At 66.2% G+C, this 14,268-nt stretch carries 13 protein-coding genes; 2 read left to right on the top strand and 11 right to left on the bottom strand.

What is annotated here, in order from left to right; all coding sequences use genetic code 11:
* Positions 1–2 precede the first annotated feature (2 nt).
* The 7 genes from ACFQPB_RS05760 to ACFQPB_RS05730 form a co-directional block, all read right to left on the bottom strand.
* Complete coding sequence (locus tag ACFQPB_RS05760) at positions 3–938, bottom strand: helix-turn-helix domain-containing protein (protein WP_382220516.1); 936 nt, start codon at positions 936–938, stop codon at positions 3–5.
* Entirely contained in the window at positions 931–1,737 is an 807-nt protein-coding gene (gene pilW, locus ACFQPB_RS05755) for a type IV pilus biogenesis/stability protein PilW (protein ID WP_382200171.1), read from the bottom strand. The genes ACFQPB_RS05760 and pilW overlap by 8 nt, the downstream gene beginning before the upstream one ends.
* Before the next feature lie 21 nt (positions 1,738–1,758).
* Positions 1,759–2,913 carry a dual-specificity RNA methyltransferase RlmN gene (gene rlmN, locus ACFQPB_RS05750; RefSeq protein ID WP_382220513.1) on the bottom strand — a complete coding sequence of 385 codons (1,155 nt, stop codon included), beginning with the start codon at positions 2,911–2,913 and terminating at the stop codon, positions 1,759–1,761.
* A 23-nt stretch (positions 2,914–2,936) separates the two neighbouring features.
* On the bottom strand, positions 2,937–3,362 hold the full coding sequence (gene ndk / locus ACFQPB_RS05745; protein ID WP_382200175.1) for a nucleoside-diphosphate kinase: 426 nt from the start codon (positions 3,360–3,362) through the stop codon (positions 2,937–2,939).
* A gap of 98 nt (positions 3,363–3,460) precedes the next feature.
* Entirely contained in the window at positions 3,461–4,912 is a 1,452-nt protein-coding gene (locus ACFQPB_RS05740) for a pseudouridine synthase (RefSeq protein ID WP_382220510.1), read from the bottom strand.
* Positions 4,905–5,552, bottom strand: a complete 648-nt coding sequence (gene scpB, locus ACFQPB_RS05735; protein ID WP_382200179.1) for an SMC-Scp complex subunit ScpB — start codon at positions 5,550–5,552, stop codon at positions 4,905–4,907. Before scpB ends, ACFQPB_RS05740 begins: the two co-directional genes overlap by 8 nt.
* A gap of 86 nt (positions 5,553–5,638) precedes the next feature.
* Positions 5,639–6,697, bottom strand: coding sequence for an RluA family pseudouridine synthase (locus tag ACFQPB_RS05730; RefSeq protein WP_382220508.1), 1,059 nt, complete (start codon positions 6,695–6,697; stop codon positions 5,639–5,641).
* Here ACFQPB_RS05730 and ACFQPB_RS05725 point away from each other — a divergent pair.
* A complete protein-coding gene (locus ACFQPB_RS05725; RefSeq protein ID WP_382220505.1) occupies positions 6,696–7,505 on the top strand; it encodes an outer membrane protein assembly factor BamD in 810 nt (269 codons plus the stop codon). The two genes, ACFQPB_RS05730 and ACFQPB_RS05725, sit on opposite strands and share 2 nt — an antisense overlap.
* Here the strand turns inward: ACFQPB_RS05725 and ACFQPB_RS05720 are convergent.
* Positions 7,468–9,498, bottom strand: coding sequence for an ATP-dependent DNA helicase (locus tag ACFQPB_RS05720; RefSeq protein WP_465262270.1), 2,031 nt, complete (start codon positions 9,496–9,498; stop codon positions 7,468–7,470). The genes ACFQPB_RS05725 and ACFQPB_RS05720 overlap by 38 nt on opposite strands.
* Before the next feature lie 93 nt (positions 9,499–9,591).
* On the opposite strand from ACFQPB_RS05720, the gene ACFQPB_RS05715 reads away from it, so the two are divergent.
* Positions 9,592–10,356, top strand: coding sequence for a PP2C family protein-serine/threonine phosphatase (locus ACFQPB_RS05715; protein ID WP_382200185.1), 765 nt, complete (start codon positions 9,592–9,594; stop codon positions 10,354–10,356).
* Between the two features lie 15 nt (positions 10,357–10,371).
* Here the strand turns inward: ACFQPB_RS05715 and zapE are convergent, their stop codons facing one another.
* From zapE to odhB, 3 genes are read right to left on the bottom strand one after another with little or no spacing between them, the layout of a single operon-like run.
* A complete protein-coding gene (gene zapE / locus ACFQPB_RS05710) occupies positions 10,372–11,475 on the bottom strand; it encodes a cell division protein ZapE (RefSeq protein ID WP_382220502.1) in 1,104 nt (367 codons plus the stop codon).
* A complete protein-coding gene (gene lpdA, locus ACFQPB_RS05705) occupies positions 11,475–12,902 on the bottom strand; it encodes a dihydrolipoyl dehydrogenase (RefSeq protein WP_382220499.1) in 1,428 nt (475 codons plus the stop codon). The genes zapE and lpdA overlap by 1 nt, the downstream gene beginning before the upstream one ends.
* Positions 12,903–12,922: 20 nt before the next feature.
* Positions 12,923–14,182, bottom strand: coding sequence for a 2-oxoglutarate dehydrogenase complex dihydrolipoyllysine-residue succinyltransferase (gene odhB / locus ACFQPB_RS05700; RefSeq protein ID WP_382220496.1), 1,260 nt, complete (start codon positions 14,180–14,182; stop codon positions 12,923–12,925).
* Positions 14,183–14,268 lie beyond the last annotated feature (86 nt).

Here is a 14,268-nt window from a genome sequence, read left to right as displayed (position 1 = left end):
GCTCATTTCACCTCGAAACGGGCCACGTTGTTGCGTGCCACAGCCGCCAGATCAAACGGTTTGCCATGCACCAGCACCTCCGTCGCATCGGCACGCCCAATCACCACCGACAACGGGGTGGGATCGGCCAGCGCGACCGAATCCCCTGCTTTGATGAGGCGCTGCACCAGAACCTTGCCACCGCTGGACACCTCGATCCAGCTGTCGGCCTGCGCCCGGATGACCAGCACCCCGCTCGCGGGCACCGTTGGGGCCGCCGGGGCCGGGGCGGGCTGGGCTGTTGTGGGCACAGCAGCAGGCACACCCTCCGCGCCCGTCGGCATTGGGGCGGCAGGGGTGTTGGCTGCCACAGCAGCCGCCGGCGCATCAGAAGGCGGCGCAGCGGTTTCCTCCGCCACGTTGGCACCCGCGCCCATGGACGTGGCACCTTCGGTCGGCGCAACCGGCAACAGCGGCTCGGCCGGCAGCGCCAGCGGGGTGTCGTCCGACGCAGGTGGCACCCACCACCACACGGCCGCCGCCGACAGCAGAATGACGAGGGCAATCCAGACCGCCTTGGGCACACCCTGTGGCGCCCGTGTGGCCCCGGCGGGATCGCGCGGGGTGCGGAAGGGGGTGTTGAGCACCGGGTCTTCACCCAGCCGGCTGCCGCCCGCCTGGGGCAACTGCGCCAACACATCGGTGGGATCGATTTTCAACTGCCGGCACACGCTGGCCGCGAGGGCGCGGGCAAAGGTCGCGTCAGGCAGGTCACCGGTGCGCCCGGCCTCCAGCGCCTCCAGCTTTTTCACCGGCACCTTGAGCGCAGCAGCCAGCGCCACCACATGCAAACCCGCGGCTTCGCGCGCCTGCTTGAGGCGTTGGCCGGCAGCCACCGCATCACGCGGCAGCACGGTGTCGGTTGCGTCGCCACCCTGAGGCGCCTGCACGTCACTCATCAAAAGCCCCTCGCAAATACCTGGCCCATTCGGGCGAATTGGGAAAACGCTGGCGCAGTTGGTCGGCCAGTTGCCGCACGCCGTCCGGGTTGCCCAAGCGGCGCTCCACGCGCAGCCCCAGCCAGAGCGATTCGGCGTTGACCAGATCCGGCGACGCATTGAGGCGCCGTGCGTAGAACTGGGCCCGCAAAGCCTCGCCCCGCTGCAACAGCAGCCGGGCCAGGTTGTACATGGTGATGGGGTTGCTCGCGTCGAGTTCGAACGCGCGCGTCAGGCTTTTTTCGGCCTCGGTGTTCAAACCAGCGCGCACCTGGCAGACCCCCTGCGCCATCCAGGTGCGGGCCGTGTTCGCATAGCCGGTCACTGCCAGCGCACGACCAAACTGCTCCAGCGAGGGCGCCAGGCGCCCTTGCTGGCACCACATCCAGCCCAGGTTGTGCATGGCATCCGCGTCGCGCGGGTTGAGCTGGATGGCGCGGTTGAAACTGGCTTCGGCCAGGGCCGGCTCGCTCATCTGCATGTAGACAAGGCCGCGCAGGTTGTAGGCCGGCGCGTAGTTGGGGTCGGCTGCCAGCGCCTGCTTGATCTCATCCAGGGCCACCGTGGTCTGGCCCTGCTCAAAATAGCCAGAAGCCAGCTCGATGCGAATGCGGGCGCGCTTGCGGTTTTCCGGCTCGTCGAACTCCGTCACCGGTTCGGCTGGGGTGCCTGCCCCGCCCGGCTGCCCGGCGCCACCGGCGCATGCGCCCAGCAACGTGGCCAACAACACCAAACAAAGCGTGGATAAAAAACGTGTCATGCCTGTGGACCCGTGGTTGCGTCAGCCATTGCGGCGCACCACGTGCACCGGCCGGGTGTCGGTGGTTCGCCGCTGCGCCATGCGTTGCGCGGCGTTGGTGCGATCCAGCACATCCCCCGCCAGTTGACCACAAGCGGCGTCGATGTCATCACCCCGGGTCTTGCGCACCGTGGTCACGATGCCGGCGGCATTGAGCGTTTCGGCAAATGCAAGCACTGTCGGACGGGCCGAGCAGCGCAGGCCCGAATCGGGGAAAGGATTGAACGGAATCAGGTTGATCTTGCAGGGCACGGCCGGGCCACTGTAGTAGGGACTGTGCCCACGAATCAACGCCAGCAGCTGTTGTGCGTGCTCGGGCTGGTCGTTCACGCCATCGAGCATGCAGTACTCGAAGGTGATGAAGTCGCGCGGCGCGGCCGGCAGGTAACGTCCACACGCGGCCATCAGCTCGGCCAGCGGGTACTTGCGGTTCAGCGGCACCAGGTTGTCGCGCAAGGCATCGTTGGGGGCGTGCAGCGACACCGCCAGTGCCACCGGCACGTCTTGCGCCAGACGGTCCATCATGGGTACCACACCCGAGGTGGACACCGTCACGCGGCGGCGCGACAGGCCGTAGCCGTGATCGTCCAGCATGACCCGCAGGGCCGGCACCAGCGCGCTGTAGTTCTGCAAGGGTTCACCCATGCCCATCATCACCACGTTGGAGATGACACGTTCGCTGGTCTTGAGGTGCTTGCGCAGAAAGTGTTCGGCAAACCAGAGCTGGGCCACAATTTCGCCCGTGCTCAGGTTGCGCGAAAAACCCTGGTGGCCGGTGGAGCAGAAGCGGCAACCCACGGCGCAGCCGGCCTGGGACGACACACACAGGGTGCCTCTGTCGTCTTCGGGAATGAACACCGCTTCGACCGCATTGCCATCGCCCACATCAAACAGCCATTTGATGGTGCCGTCGGTGGACGCCTGCTGGGCCATCACCTTGAGCGGGCGAATTTCGCAGACGGCGGGGAGTTTTTCCCGCAGGCTGCGCGCCAGATCCGTCATGTCGTCAAAGCGCGAAGCGCCTTTCTGGTGGATCCAGCGGAAAAGCTGAACGGCCCGGAAACGCTTTTCTCCGAGCCGCTCACAAAAGGCGGCCAAGCCCGCGAGATCGAAATCGAGAAGGTTGGCCGTTGTCATCAAATGGAATTACGCGCCGCGCTTCAGCGGCCGTAAACGTTCATGCCGGCGAAGAAGAAGCCCACTTCAACGGCGGCGGTTTCGGGTGCGTCGGAGCCGTGCACGGCGTTGGCGTCGATGCTGTCGGCGAAGTCGGCGCGGATGGTGCCGGGAGCGGCCTTCTTGGGGTCGGTGGCACCCATCAGGTCGCGGTTCTTGGCGATGGCGCCTTCGCCTTCCAGCACCTGGATCATCACGGGGCCGGAGATCATGAAGTCCACCAGGTCCTTGAAGAAAGGACGCTCTTTGTGCACGGCGTAAAACGCTTCGGCTTCGCCACGCGACAGGTGGGCCATGCGGGCGGCGATGACCTTCAGGCCAGCGGCTTCAAAGCGGGCGTAGATCTGGCCGATGACGTTCTTGGCGACGGCGTCGGGCTTGATGATGGACAGGGTGCGTTCGATGGCCATGGTGGTCCTTGAAAGAGTGTTTTTAAGACAAAAGGGCTCTGGAATCCAGAAAACCCAGCATTTTAGCCTGAGCGTGTGGCAAACATGGGGCGCTGTGGTCAGCGGCCACCGCCACGGCGCGGTCCGCCGTTGCCACCCCGGCCTCGGGGTGCGCCACTTGCTCGGCCGCCGCTTCCGCCGCCACCGCCCACGCCACCCTGGCCACCGCGGCGTGGTCCGCCAGCGCTGTTGTCGCGCTTGCGCTGCAGGGAGTCGGCACCGATGTAGCCAAAGCTCGTTTTCATCGGATCGGGCTGCCCACCCGCAGCGGGGCCACCACCGCCACCTGAGCCCCGCTGAGGCCGGCCCTGACCCCGACCACGGCCGCCGTAGCTGGGCGCCTCGTGCGAGACGTTGGCCGGCACGGTGTCGTTGCGGTCGGCCCGTTCATCGCGGTCATCGCGGTTGCGGGGCCCGGCATCGGGACGCGAAGGCCGGGGGCCACCACCCTTTTTGTTGCGCCGCGATGCGGGGTGTCGGTTGGTGCGCGCCGGACCATCGGCATTCGGGCCACGCCGCGCCGGCGCACCCTCCGAACGTTCGGTTCGCACCATGCCGGCGGCGGCACCCAGGCGGTCGATGTCGCGCTGGTCCAGTTCAAGCCAAAAGCCGCGCTTCAAGCCACGCGGCAGCAACATGGCGCCGTAGCGGATGCGGATCAGGCGGCTGACAGCGTGCCCCACCGACTCCATCATGCGGCGCACCTCGCGGTTGCGGCCTTCACCGATGGTGACGCGGTACCAACAGTTGGCGCCCTCGCCGCCGCCGTCTTCGATGCTGCTGAACTGGGCCACGCCATCGTCCAGTTGCACGCCATCCAGCAGTTTTTTCTTCTCTTCGTTGGACAAGGCGCCCAGCACCCGCACCGCGTATTCGCGCTCCAGGCCAAAACGCGGGTGCATCAGCTTGTTGGCCAGCTCACCCGAGTTGGTGAACAGCAGCAGGCCTTCGGTGTTGAGGTCCAAGCGGCCCACCGACTGCCATTTGCCCTGAAGCAGTTTGGGCAGGCGACGGAACACGGTCGGGCGGTTTTGCGGATCGTCATGGGTGACCACCTCACCGGCGGGCTTGTGATAAGCCAGCACACGCGGGGGCTGCGGCGTCATGCGCACACGGATGGGTTTGCCGTTGACCTTGATGACGTCGCCAAACTGGATACGCTGGCCGATGTGGGCCGGCTCGCCGTTGACAGAGATGCGCCCTTCCAGGATCAGTTGCTCCATCTCCAGACGCGAACCCAGGCCGGCCTGGGCCAGCACCTTGTGCAGTTTGGGCGACTCGACCTGCGGTGCGAGCACGCGCTTGCCAGGCACTTCTGGCACCTCCTGCTCGGCATCGAACTCACCGCTCACCACATCTTCGAAACGCAATGCGTCGGGTGCGGGCGCGCGGGCCTCCCGCCCGCCTTGTCCGGCGGGACGGGTTTCACCACCAGGTGCCCCCGTGTCCGTGACCAGCGCGGGATCAGCAGACGGGATCGGCTGGGTCGGCTCGGTGTTGGCTTCAGACATGGTCGGGTTCCTCGGGGTGGGGCTGCGTGGGATGTTGGGCAGCGGGCGCTTGGGGTTCATCCAGCGGCAATTCGGGCTCGGCGGGGTCACTGTCAAACGGCAGTGCATCCAGGCCCTGGGCGATGGCCGACGGGTGTTCGATGGGGGGCAACTGGTCCAGCGAGGCCAGGCCCAGATCGTCCAGAAACTGGCGGGTGGTGGCGAACAAGGCGGGGCGGCCCACCGTCTCGCGGTGACCGATCACTTCGATCCAGCCCCGGTCCTCCAACTGTTTGATGGTCAGGGAATTGACGGTGACACCCCGGATGTCTTCGATGTCGCCCCGCGTGACGGGCTGACGGTAGGCGATGATGGCCAGCGTCTCCATGGTGGCTCGGGTGTACTTGGGCGGTTTTTCGGGGTGCAACTTGTCCAGAAACGGGCGCAACTCGGGCCGGCTCTGGAAACGCCAGCCTGAGGCCACCTGCACCAGCTCGACGCCACGCTGCGACCACTCCTGCTGGAGGTCGCCCAGCATGAGCTTGAGGCTGTCGGGAGAAACCGCGCCGTCGAACAGCACAGCCAGCTCGCGCAAGGGCAAGGGCTGCTGCGCACAGATCAAGGCGGTTTCAAGGACGCGTCGGGCATCCGCCGTATTCATGGGTGTCTACCTGAAAAGCGAGGGGGTGGCGGCTGGGTGCCACCCGGGGCAACGCGCTGCGGCGCTGCCAAGAAGACTGGGAAGGGTCAGGACGCCAGGGCCTGCCACCAAGTGGCGCCATTGTATTGCAGGTCGGCCGCAGTGATGGCCGCGAGCAGATCGGCCGGTGGTGGGCAGTCGAAACACAGTGTGTCACCCGTGACGGGATGGGCCAGCGACAGGCGGTGCGCATGCAGTGCCTGCCGCGACAAGCCCAGATCAGGGCGCCCGCCGTACAGCACGTCGGCCACCAGCGGCTGCCCCAGCCAGGCGGCATGCACGCGGATCTGGTGGGTGCGCCCGGTGTGCAGCTTGCAAGCGAGCAAGACATGGCGCGGCGTCTGGTCCAGCACCAAGAAACGGGTTTGCGCAGGCTTGCCCGCACCCTCGCCACGCACCACCGCCATACGCAGCCGGTTGCGGCTGTCACGCGCCATGGGCTGGTCCACCAACAAGCCACCGCCGTGGCGCCAGGGGCCGTGGGCCAGCGCGAGGTACAGGCGCTGCACTTCACGCGCCGCGATCATGCGGCCCAGCGCATCCACCGCGCGCTGGCTTTTGCCCACCAGCATCAGGCCCGAGGTGTCTTTGTCCAGCCGGTGCACGATGCCTGCGCGCGGCAGGCGCGCGGCCCCCGCATGGTGGGCGAGCAGGCCGTTGAGCAAGGTGCCGCTCCAATTCCCTGCCGCCGGGTGCACCACCAGCCCAGCGGGTTTGTTGACGACCATCAGATCGGCGTCCTCGAAGACCACGTCCAGCGCCATGGCCTCGGGCACAAAGGCCTGAGCCTGTGCGGTGGGGCGCAACTCGATGTCAATGACGTCACCTGCGCGCAGCTTGGTGGCGGGCTTGAGGACCACACGCTGGTTGAGCTGAACGTTGCCATCGGAGACATGCTGCTGCAGGTAGGCGCGAGAAAACTCGGGCAACAACAGCGCCAGCACCCGGTCCAAACGCTCGCCGTGGTGGGCGGCGTCGGCCCGCAGCGTGCGGCGTTCCGATGCCTGCTCGATCTCGTCCACGGCGCACAAGGACCCGGTCGATATAATTTCTTCGGCCACGTCCTGTACGTCCTCTTGTTCCTGTCTGAAGGGTCTGCTCACCATGTCCAAGTCTCCATTATCCCTGCTGTCCCTGTTCGGGGCCGTGGTGTTGGCGACGCTGCTGGGCGCTTGTTCGTCCACCCCGCCCAAGGACGAGACCGTGGGCTGGAGTCCAAACAAGCTGTTCTCCGAAGCCATCGACGAGCGCAATGCGCGCAACTACGACAAGGCGGTGAGCCACTTCGAAAAGCTTGAAGGCCGTGCTGCGGGCACGCTGCTGTCGCAGCAGGCGCAACTGGAAAAGGCCTACACCCACCACCTGGCCGAAGAAAAAGCCCAGGCCATCGTGACCCTGGACCGCTTCGTCAAGCTGCACCCCACCAGCCCGGCGCTGGACTACGCGCTCTACCTCAAAGGTGTGGTCAATTTCAACGACAACCTGGGTCTGTTCGGCGCGGTCGCCAAACAGGACTTGTCAGAACGGGACCAAAAAGCCGCCCGCACCGCCTTTGAGGCGTTTGGTGAATTGGTCAGCCGCTTTCCCGACTCGCGCTACACCACCGACGCGCGCCAGCGCATGGTCTACATCGTCAATGCGTTGGCCCAGCACGAGGTCCACGTGGCCCGCTATTACTACTCCCGTGGCGCCTACGTGGCGGCGGTCAACCGCGCCCAGGCCGCACTGACGGATTTCCGCGACGCGCCCGCGCTGGAAGAGGCGCTCTACATCATGGTCAAGTCCTACGACGCCCTGGGCATGACCCAGCTGCGCGACGATGCGGCGCGGGTCATGGAAAAGAACTACCCACAAAGCGACTACCTGAGCCGCGGCTTCAAACAGGTGGATGAGCCGTGGTGGAAGTTGTGGTGACCAAGGCGTCCAACTCGCCCCACATCGCTGCGTCGCTCTCCACCGAGCGCATGGCCGGCAGGCCGGCCAGCAGCTTGCGGCCATAACCCATGCGGCGCAGCCGCACATCACACACCACCAGCACGCCCCGGTCGTGTTCGCTGCGGATCAGGCGCCCCGCGCCTTGCTTGAGCGCCACCGCCGCTTCGGGCAAAAAGTAGCGGGTGAAGGCGCTGCCGCCCTCGTGTTCGATCTGGCGCGTGCGCGCCTCCACCAACGGGTCGTCAGGCGGCGGGAAGGGCAGCTTGTCGATCACCACCAGCTGCAACACATCGCCGGGCAAGTCAACCCCCTCCCAGAACGAGGCCGAGGCCACCAGCACCGCACCGCGCGCCCCCGGCAGGCCCGCACGTTCGAACTGACGCAGCAACTCACGTTTGGGCGCCTGCCCCTGCACCAGCACCTCCAGCACCAACGTGCCTGGCACCTGTGCCTCGGCCCAACCCGTCATGGCATCGGCAATGCGCTTGACCGCACGCAAGGTGGTCGTCAACACCAGCGTGCGCCCCCCGATGCGCCCGGCCCAGCCCCAGGCCGCGTGTGCCACCGCATCGGTGTGGCCGGGGTCAGAAGGCGCTGGCATGTGGGGTGGCACATACAAAGCCGCTTGGGCCGCGTAGTCAAAAGGGCTGGCCACCCGCAGGGTGCGCGCGTCCTTCAGGCCCACGGGCTCGGTGAACCAGGACAACGCGTCGTCGTGGCCCAGCGTGGCCGAGGTGAACACCCAGGTGGTGGATGGCGCACCGTCGCGCGCCAGCACCTTGGTTTGAAACGCCTCGGCGATGTCCAGCGGGGTGAGGACCAGCCGCAACCCCGCACCCAGCTCGACCCAACGGGCCACCCGGGCATCCGCCTCCGGCTCGCGTATGGCCTGCAGGCGCTGGGCGAGTTCGTGGGCTCGTTGCGCCACGCGGGCCAGATCGGGCGAGTGCTCCTCCACACCATGCAGACCATCACACAGGTGATCCAGAGCATCGGCCAGGGCGTCGAGGGCGGCGGCCCATTCGGCCGCATCAACGCCCTCAGGCGCCGCGTTGTGCCACCGCCGTTTGCCCGTGCTGCGCCGGTCGGCACCGATGGCCAGGCGCAAATCCTGCGCCGCACGCTCCAGCCCGGCGGCCAGCGCGCTCCAATCGCGCAAACCCCGCGCTGCCTGCAGGCCGTGCGCGAGTGTGTCGCGCGCCAGATCGAGCAGGTGGCCACTGGACACCTGCACCCCCAGGAACTGCACGCCAATTTCGTTGAGCTGATGGGCCTCGTCAAAGACCACCAATTCCACCGCCGGCAACAATTCGGCCACACCCGACTCACGCACGGCCACATCGGCAAAAAACAAGTGGTGGTTGACCACGACGATGTCTGCGGCCATGGCCTCGCGTCGCGCCTGGTTGACGTGGCACGCGCGGAACTGGGGGCACTGGCTGCCCAGGCAATTTTCGCGGGTGGACGTGACCAGCGGCAGGATGGCCGCGCGCTCGTCCAAGCCGGGCACTTCGGCCATGTCACCGCTTTGCGTTTGCCGCGACCAGGCCTCAATGCGGTCCAGCCACTGGTGCAGGTAGCGCTCGTGGGGTTCCAGCAGGTAGCGCGCCTGCTCCATGCGATGCAAGCAGAGGTAACTGGAACGGCCCTTGAGCAACGCGGTGCGCGCAGGCAGTCCCAGGGCACGGCACACGGCGGGCAGATCGCGCCCGAACAGCTGGTCTTGCAAGGCTTTGGTGGCGGTGGAAATCAACGTGCGTCCACCGCTGAGCAATGCGGGCGCCAGGTAAGCGTAGGTCTTGCCCACACCGGTGCCGGCCTCCACCACCAGGGCCTCGCGGCGGTCTATGGCCTGGGCCACCGCCAAGGCCATGTCCAGCTGACCTTGCCGCTGGGCAAAGCGCTGGGTGCCGCGCGCCAATGGGCCGGCGGCATCAAAAAACGCCGCGACATCGTTTTCAAGTGGGCTCAAAGAAGGGTTCCTTTGCTCCGATAATACGGGCGAACAAAATTGGTCAGACGCGCAGCGTCGGCCCGGGGAGTCCGTCCGCGAACCTGGAAACCCATGTCCAACGGCTATCGAATCTCTGCATCCACCGGTCTTGATCGCGGCGACCGGGAGCACCAACAAGATCAACTTTGCCTGTTGACACACCCTCGGGTGCCAGGCTGCCTGCTGGGCGTGGTGGCCGACGGCATGGGCGGGCGCAGTGGCGGGCGCAAAGCCTCGGACCAGGTGATGCTGTCGGCACACCAGCTGTTTGAACGCTACAGCCCCGACAGCGACCCACCCGCCGAACTGCTGCAACAGCTGCTGAACGAAGCGCACCTGGTCATCAAACTCACCGCCGCCGCATCAGAAGAAGAACCCCACAGCACCCTGGCCGCTTTTTTGCTGAGTCCCGACGGTGCCTGCGACTGGCTTCACTCCGGCGACTCCCGCATCTACCATTTCAGGCGCGGCAAACCGGTCTTTCGCACACTCGACCATTCGCTGGTGCAACAAATGGTGGACCGGCATGAGATCACGGCAGAACAAGCACAGAGCCACCCGAATGCGAACGTGTTGCTGGGTTGCCTCGGCACAGAACGCGACCCGCCCTCCAGCACCCACCACATCGACAGGCTGGATGTGGGTGATGCCCTGCTCGCCTGCTCGGATGGCCTGTGGCACTACTTCAGCAGCGAGGAAATGGCCCGTGCGGTGGACATGCTGTCGGCCCGCGAGGCCTGCGAGTTCCTGGTGCAAAAAGCCCGCACCCGGGCCAAAGGCACGGGCGACAACCTGTCGCTGATCATCGTCAAGCTGGAGCCGCTCAGCACCACCTGAAACGGCAGGGTCGCCTCAGGTCAACGAGGTGTCCACCAAGCGGCGTTCCAGCGCGAGAAACTCCACAGACTGCATCTCATGCAGGCGCGAGACGGTGCGCGGGAATTCGTGGGCCAGCGGCCCCTCGGTGTAGAGCTGCTCGGCCGGCACGGCGGCCGACAGAATGAGCTTGACGCGGCGGTCGTAAAGCACGTCCACCAACCAGGTGAAACGCCGCGCCTGCGAGGCCATGTTGACCGGCATGTGGGGCACGTTGCTCAACATCACGGTGTGGAACTGGCTGGCCAGTTCCAGGTAGTCGTTCTGCGAACGCGGGCCGCCACACAGGGTGCGAAAGTCGAACCACACCACGCCACCAGCCTTGCGTATGGCGCGGATCTCACGCGACTCGATGTGCAGCACCGGATCCTCGTCGTGCGCTTCGGCCAGGCGGTTGAAGGTGTCCTCCATCTGCGCTTCGGCGTCCGCGCCCAGCGGCGTGTGGTAGAGCTTGACCTGCTCCAGCGTGCGGCGCCGGTAGTCGGTGCCGTTGTCGACGTTGATGACCTCCATGGTCCGCTTGAGCAACTCGATGGCGGGCAGGATGCGGTCGCGGTGCAGGCCGTCGGGGTAGAGCCCGTCGGGCACGAAGTTGCTGGTGGTCACCATGCCCACGCCGTTGCGCTCCATCGCATCCAGCAAGCGGTGCAGGATCATGGCGTCGGTCACATCGGCCACGTGAAACTCGTCGAAGCAGACCAGCTTGTAGCGCTTGGCCAGGCGTGCGCCCAGCTCGTCCAGCGGGTTGACCGTGCCCTGCAGGTCGGCCAGTTCGCGGTGCACCTCACGCATGAACTCGTGGAAGTGGAGCCGCGTCTTGCGCTTGAGCGGGACGGCATTGAAGAAGCAGTCCATCAGGAAGCTCTTGCCCCGCCCCACCCCGCCGAACATGTAGACCCCTTTGGGGATGTCCGGGCGGTTGATCAGCTTCTTGAGCGCATTCGAGCGCTTGGCCTTGTAGTGCGACCACTCGGCCGCGCAACGCTCCAGCGCGGCCACTGCCCGCAGTTGGGCGGGGTCGCTCTGGTAGCCGCGCGCCTTGAGTTCGGCCTCGTAAGCCGCACGCACCGGGCCCGTCATCAGAAGTTGAGGGTCCGCTTGTCCACGGCCAAAGCGGCTTCCTTGGTCGCTTCGCTCAACGACGGGTGCGCGTGGCAGATGCGGGCGATGTCTTCCGCGCTGGCACGGAACTCCATGGCCACCACGGCTTCGCTGATCAACTCGGAGGCCATGGGGCCCACGATGTGCACACCCAGGATCTCGTCGGTCTTGGCGTCGGCCAGGAACTTGACCATGCCGGTCGTGTCGCCCAGCGCACGCGCGCGGCCGTTGGCCAGGAAGGGGAAGGTGCCCGCCTTGTACGCGACGCCATCGGCCTTGAGCTGCTGCTCGGTACGGCCCACCCAGGCGATCTCGGGGCTGGTGTAGATGACCCAGGGGATGGTGTTGAAGTTGACGTGCCCGTGCTGGCCGGCAATGCGCTCGGCAACGGCCACGCCCTCTTCTTCCGCCTTGTGCGCCAGCATGGGGCCACGCACCACGTCGCCCACCGCCCACACGTTGGGCAGGTTGGTCTTGCAGTCGCCGTCGACCACGATGGCGCCGCGCTCGTCCAGCGCCAGGCCCACGGCTTCGGCGTTCAGGCCGATGGTGTTCGGCACGCGGCCGATAGAGACAATCAGCTTGTCGGCATCCAGCGTCTGGGCTTCGCCCTTGGCGTTGGTGTAGGCGATGGACACCCCCTTCTTGGAGGTCTTGATGTCGCCGACCTTCACGCCCAGCTCGATCTTCAGGCCCTGCTTGTCGAAGGCCTTCTTGGCCTCCTTGGCGATCTGCTCGTCCACCGCGCCCAGAAAGGTAGGCAGACCTTCGAGGATGGTGACGTCGGCGCCCAGGCGGCGCCAGACCGAACCCATTTCCAGGCCGATCACGCCCGAGCCGATCAGGGCCAGCTTCTTGGGCGTGGCGCCGATGCGCAGGGCACCGTCGTTAGACAGGATGGTCTCTTCGTCAAAGGCCACGCCAGGCAGCGCACGGGCATTGGAGCCGGTCGCCAGGATGACGTGTTTGCCGACCAGCGTCTCTTCGGCAGCACCGGCCACCTTGATTTCGTAGCCGCCATCAGCCGCCTTCACAAAGGAACCCCGACCGTGGAAGAAGCTGACCTTGTTCTTCTTGAACAGGTAGAGGATGCCGTCGTTGTTCTGCTTCACGACCGCGTCCTTGCGGCCAACCATCTTGGCCACGTCGATCTTCACATCGCTGGCGGTGATGCCGTGTTCGGCGAAGTGCTTGTTGGCGTGCTCGAAGTGCTCGGACGACTGCAGCAGCGCCTTGGACGGGATGCAGCCGACGTTGGTGCAGGTGCCGCCCGGTGCCGGACCACCCTTGTCGTTTTTCCACTCGTCCACACAGGCCACGTTGAAGCCCAGCTGGGCCGCGCGGATGGCGGCGATGTAGCCACCGGGGCCGCCGCCGATGACGACGACGTCAAATGATTTGGACATGGTGTCTTCCTTGCCTCAAATCAGATGTTGAAGAGCAGGCGTGCCGGATCTTCCAGCGCTTCCTTCATGGCCACCAGGCCCAACACGGCTTCGCGGCCGTCGATGATGCGGTGGTCGTAGGACATGGCGAAGTAGTTCATCGGACGCACCACGACCTGGCCGTTCTCGACCACGGCGCGGTCCTTGGTGGCGTGCACGCCCAGGATGGCCGACTGCGGCGGGTTGATGATGGGCGTGGACAGCATGGAGCCGAAGGTGCCGCCGTTGGAGATGGAGAAGGTGCCACCGGTCATCTCTTCGATGCCCAGCTTGCCGTCACGGGCCTTCTGGCCGAATTCGGCGATCTTCTTCTCGATGTCGGCAAAGCTCATCTGGTCGGCGTTGCGCAGGATGGGCACCACCAGGCCACGGGGCGAACCCACGGCGATGCCGATGTCGAAATAACCGTGGTAGACGATGTCGTTGCCATCGACCGACGCGTTGAGCACCGGGAACTTCTTGAGGGCGTGCACAGCCGCCTTGACGAAGAAGCTCATGAAGCCCAGCTTCACGCCGTGTTCCTTCTCGAAACGCTCTTGCATGCGCTTGCGCATGTCCATGACCGGGGCCATGTTGATTTCGTTGAAGGTGGTCAGGATGGCGTTGGTGGACTGCGACTGCAGCAGGCGCTCGGCCACACGGGCACGCAGGCGGCTCATGGGCACGCGCTGCTCGGGGCGCTCGCCCAGGTTGGGCTGGGCCACAGGGGCCGCCACTTGCGGCAACACCTTGGTGGGCGCACCAGTGGGAATGGCCACCGGTGCGGCGGCAGCGGGCTTGGCACCACCGGCCACGGCACCCAGCACGTCGCCCTTGGTCACGCGGCCATCCTTGCCGGTGCCGGCCACGGAACCAGCGGCCAGGCCGTTGTCGGCCATCAGCTTGGCGGCGGAGGGCATGGCCACGCCGGCCATGGAAGCGCCGGCCGGCGCAGCGACAGCGGCCACGGGGGGGGCGGCAGGCGCGGCAGCAGCGGCCGGGGCGGCGGCGCCGGCCTTGCCTTCGGTGTCGATCTGAGCGATGAGCTGGTCAGACACCACGGTGCCGCCATCGGCCACCACGTGGGCGGCCAGAACGCCAGCGGCCGGTGCCGGCACTTCCAGCACGACCTTGTCGGTCTCGATCTCGATCAGGATTTCGTCCATGGCCACGGCTTCGCCGGGCTTTTTCTTCCACTGAAGCAGGGTGGCCTCGGCCACGGATTCGGAGAGCTGCGGAACTTTGACTTCTACGATTGCCATTTTGTTTTCTGCCTAATGTTTCGGTGTTCGCAAGGTGCCGCTGCGCGGCACGACCTGGCCGCGCAGCGGCCAGGTCATCGCGTCAT

The sequence above is a fragment of the Hydrogenophaga atypica genome, assembly GCF_042665215.1.
Classification (GTDB): Bacteria; Pseudomonadota; Gammaproteobacteria; order Burkholderiales; family Burkholderiaceae_C; genus Hydrogenophaga; species Hydrogenophaga defluvii_A.
This window is presented reverse-complemented; position numbering and strand designations above follow the sequence as displayed.

Coding starts and splice junctions, on each gene's coding strand:
- scpB (WP_382200179.1), bottom strand. CDS start 5,552: ATGAATACGGCGGATGCCCGACGCGTCCTTGAAACCGCCTTGATCTGT.
- pilW (WP_382200171.1), bottom strand. CDS start 1,737: ATGACACGTTTTTTATCCACGCTTTGTTTGGTGTTGTTGGCCACGTTG.
- ACFQPB_RS05730 (WP_382220508.1), bottom strand. CDS start 6,697: ATGGTGAGCAGACCCTTCAGACAGGAACAAGAGGACGTACAGGACGTG.
- ACFQPB_RS05740 (WP_382220510.1), bottom strand. CDS start 4,912: ATGTCTGAAGCCAACACCGAGCCGACCCAGCCGATCCCGTCTGCTGAT.
- ACFQPB_RS05760 (WP_382220516.1), bottom strand. CDS start 938: ATGAGTGACGTGCAGGCGCCTCAGGGTGGCGACGCAACCGACACCGTG.
- rlmN (WP_382220513.1), bottom strand. CDS start 2,913: ATGACAACGGCCAACCTTCTCGATTTCGATCTCGCGGGCTTGGCCGCC.
- lpdA (WP_382220499.1), bottom strand. CDS start 12,902: ATGTCCAAATCATTTGACGTCGTCGTCATCGGCGGCGGCCCCGGTGGC.
- ACFQPB_RS05725 (WP_382220505.1), top strand. CDS start 6,696: ATGTCCAAGTCTCCATTATCCCTGCTGTCCCTGTTCGGGGCCGTGGTG.
- odhB (WP_382220496.1), bottom strand. CDS start 14,182: ATGGCAATCGTAGAAGTCAAAGTTCCGCAGCTCTCCGAATCCGTGGCC.
- ACFQPB_RS05715 (WP_382200185.1), top strand. CDS start 9,592: ATGTCCAACGGCTATCGAATCTCTGCATCCACCGGTCTTGATCGCGGC.
- zapE (WP_382220502.1), bottom strand. CDS start 11,475: ATGACGGGCCCGGTGCGTGCGGCTTACGAGGCCGAACTCAAGGCGCGC.
- ndk (WP_382200175.1), bottom strand. CDS start 3,362: ATGGCCATCGAACGCACCCTGTCCATCATCAAGCCCGACGCCGTCGCC.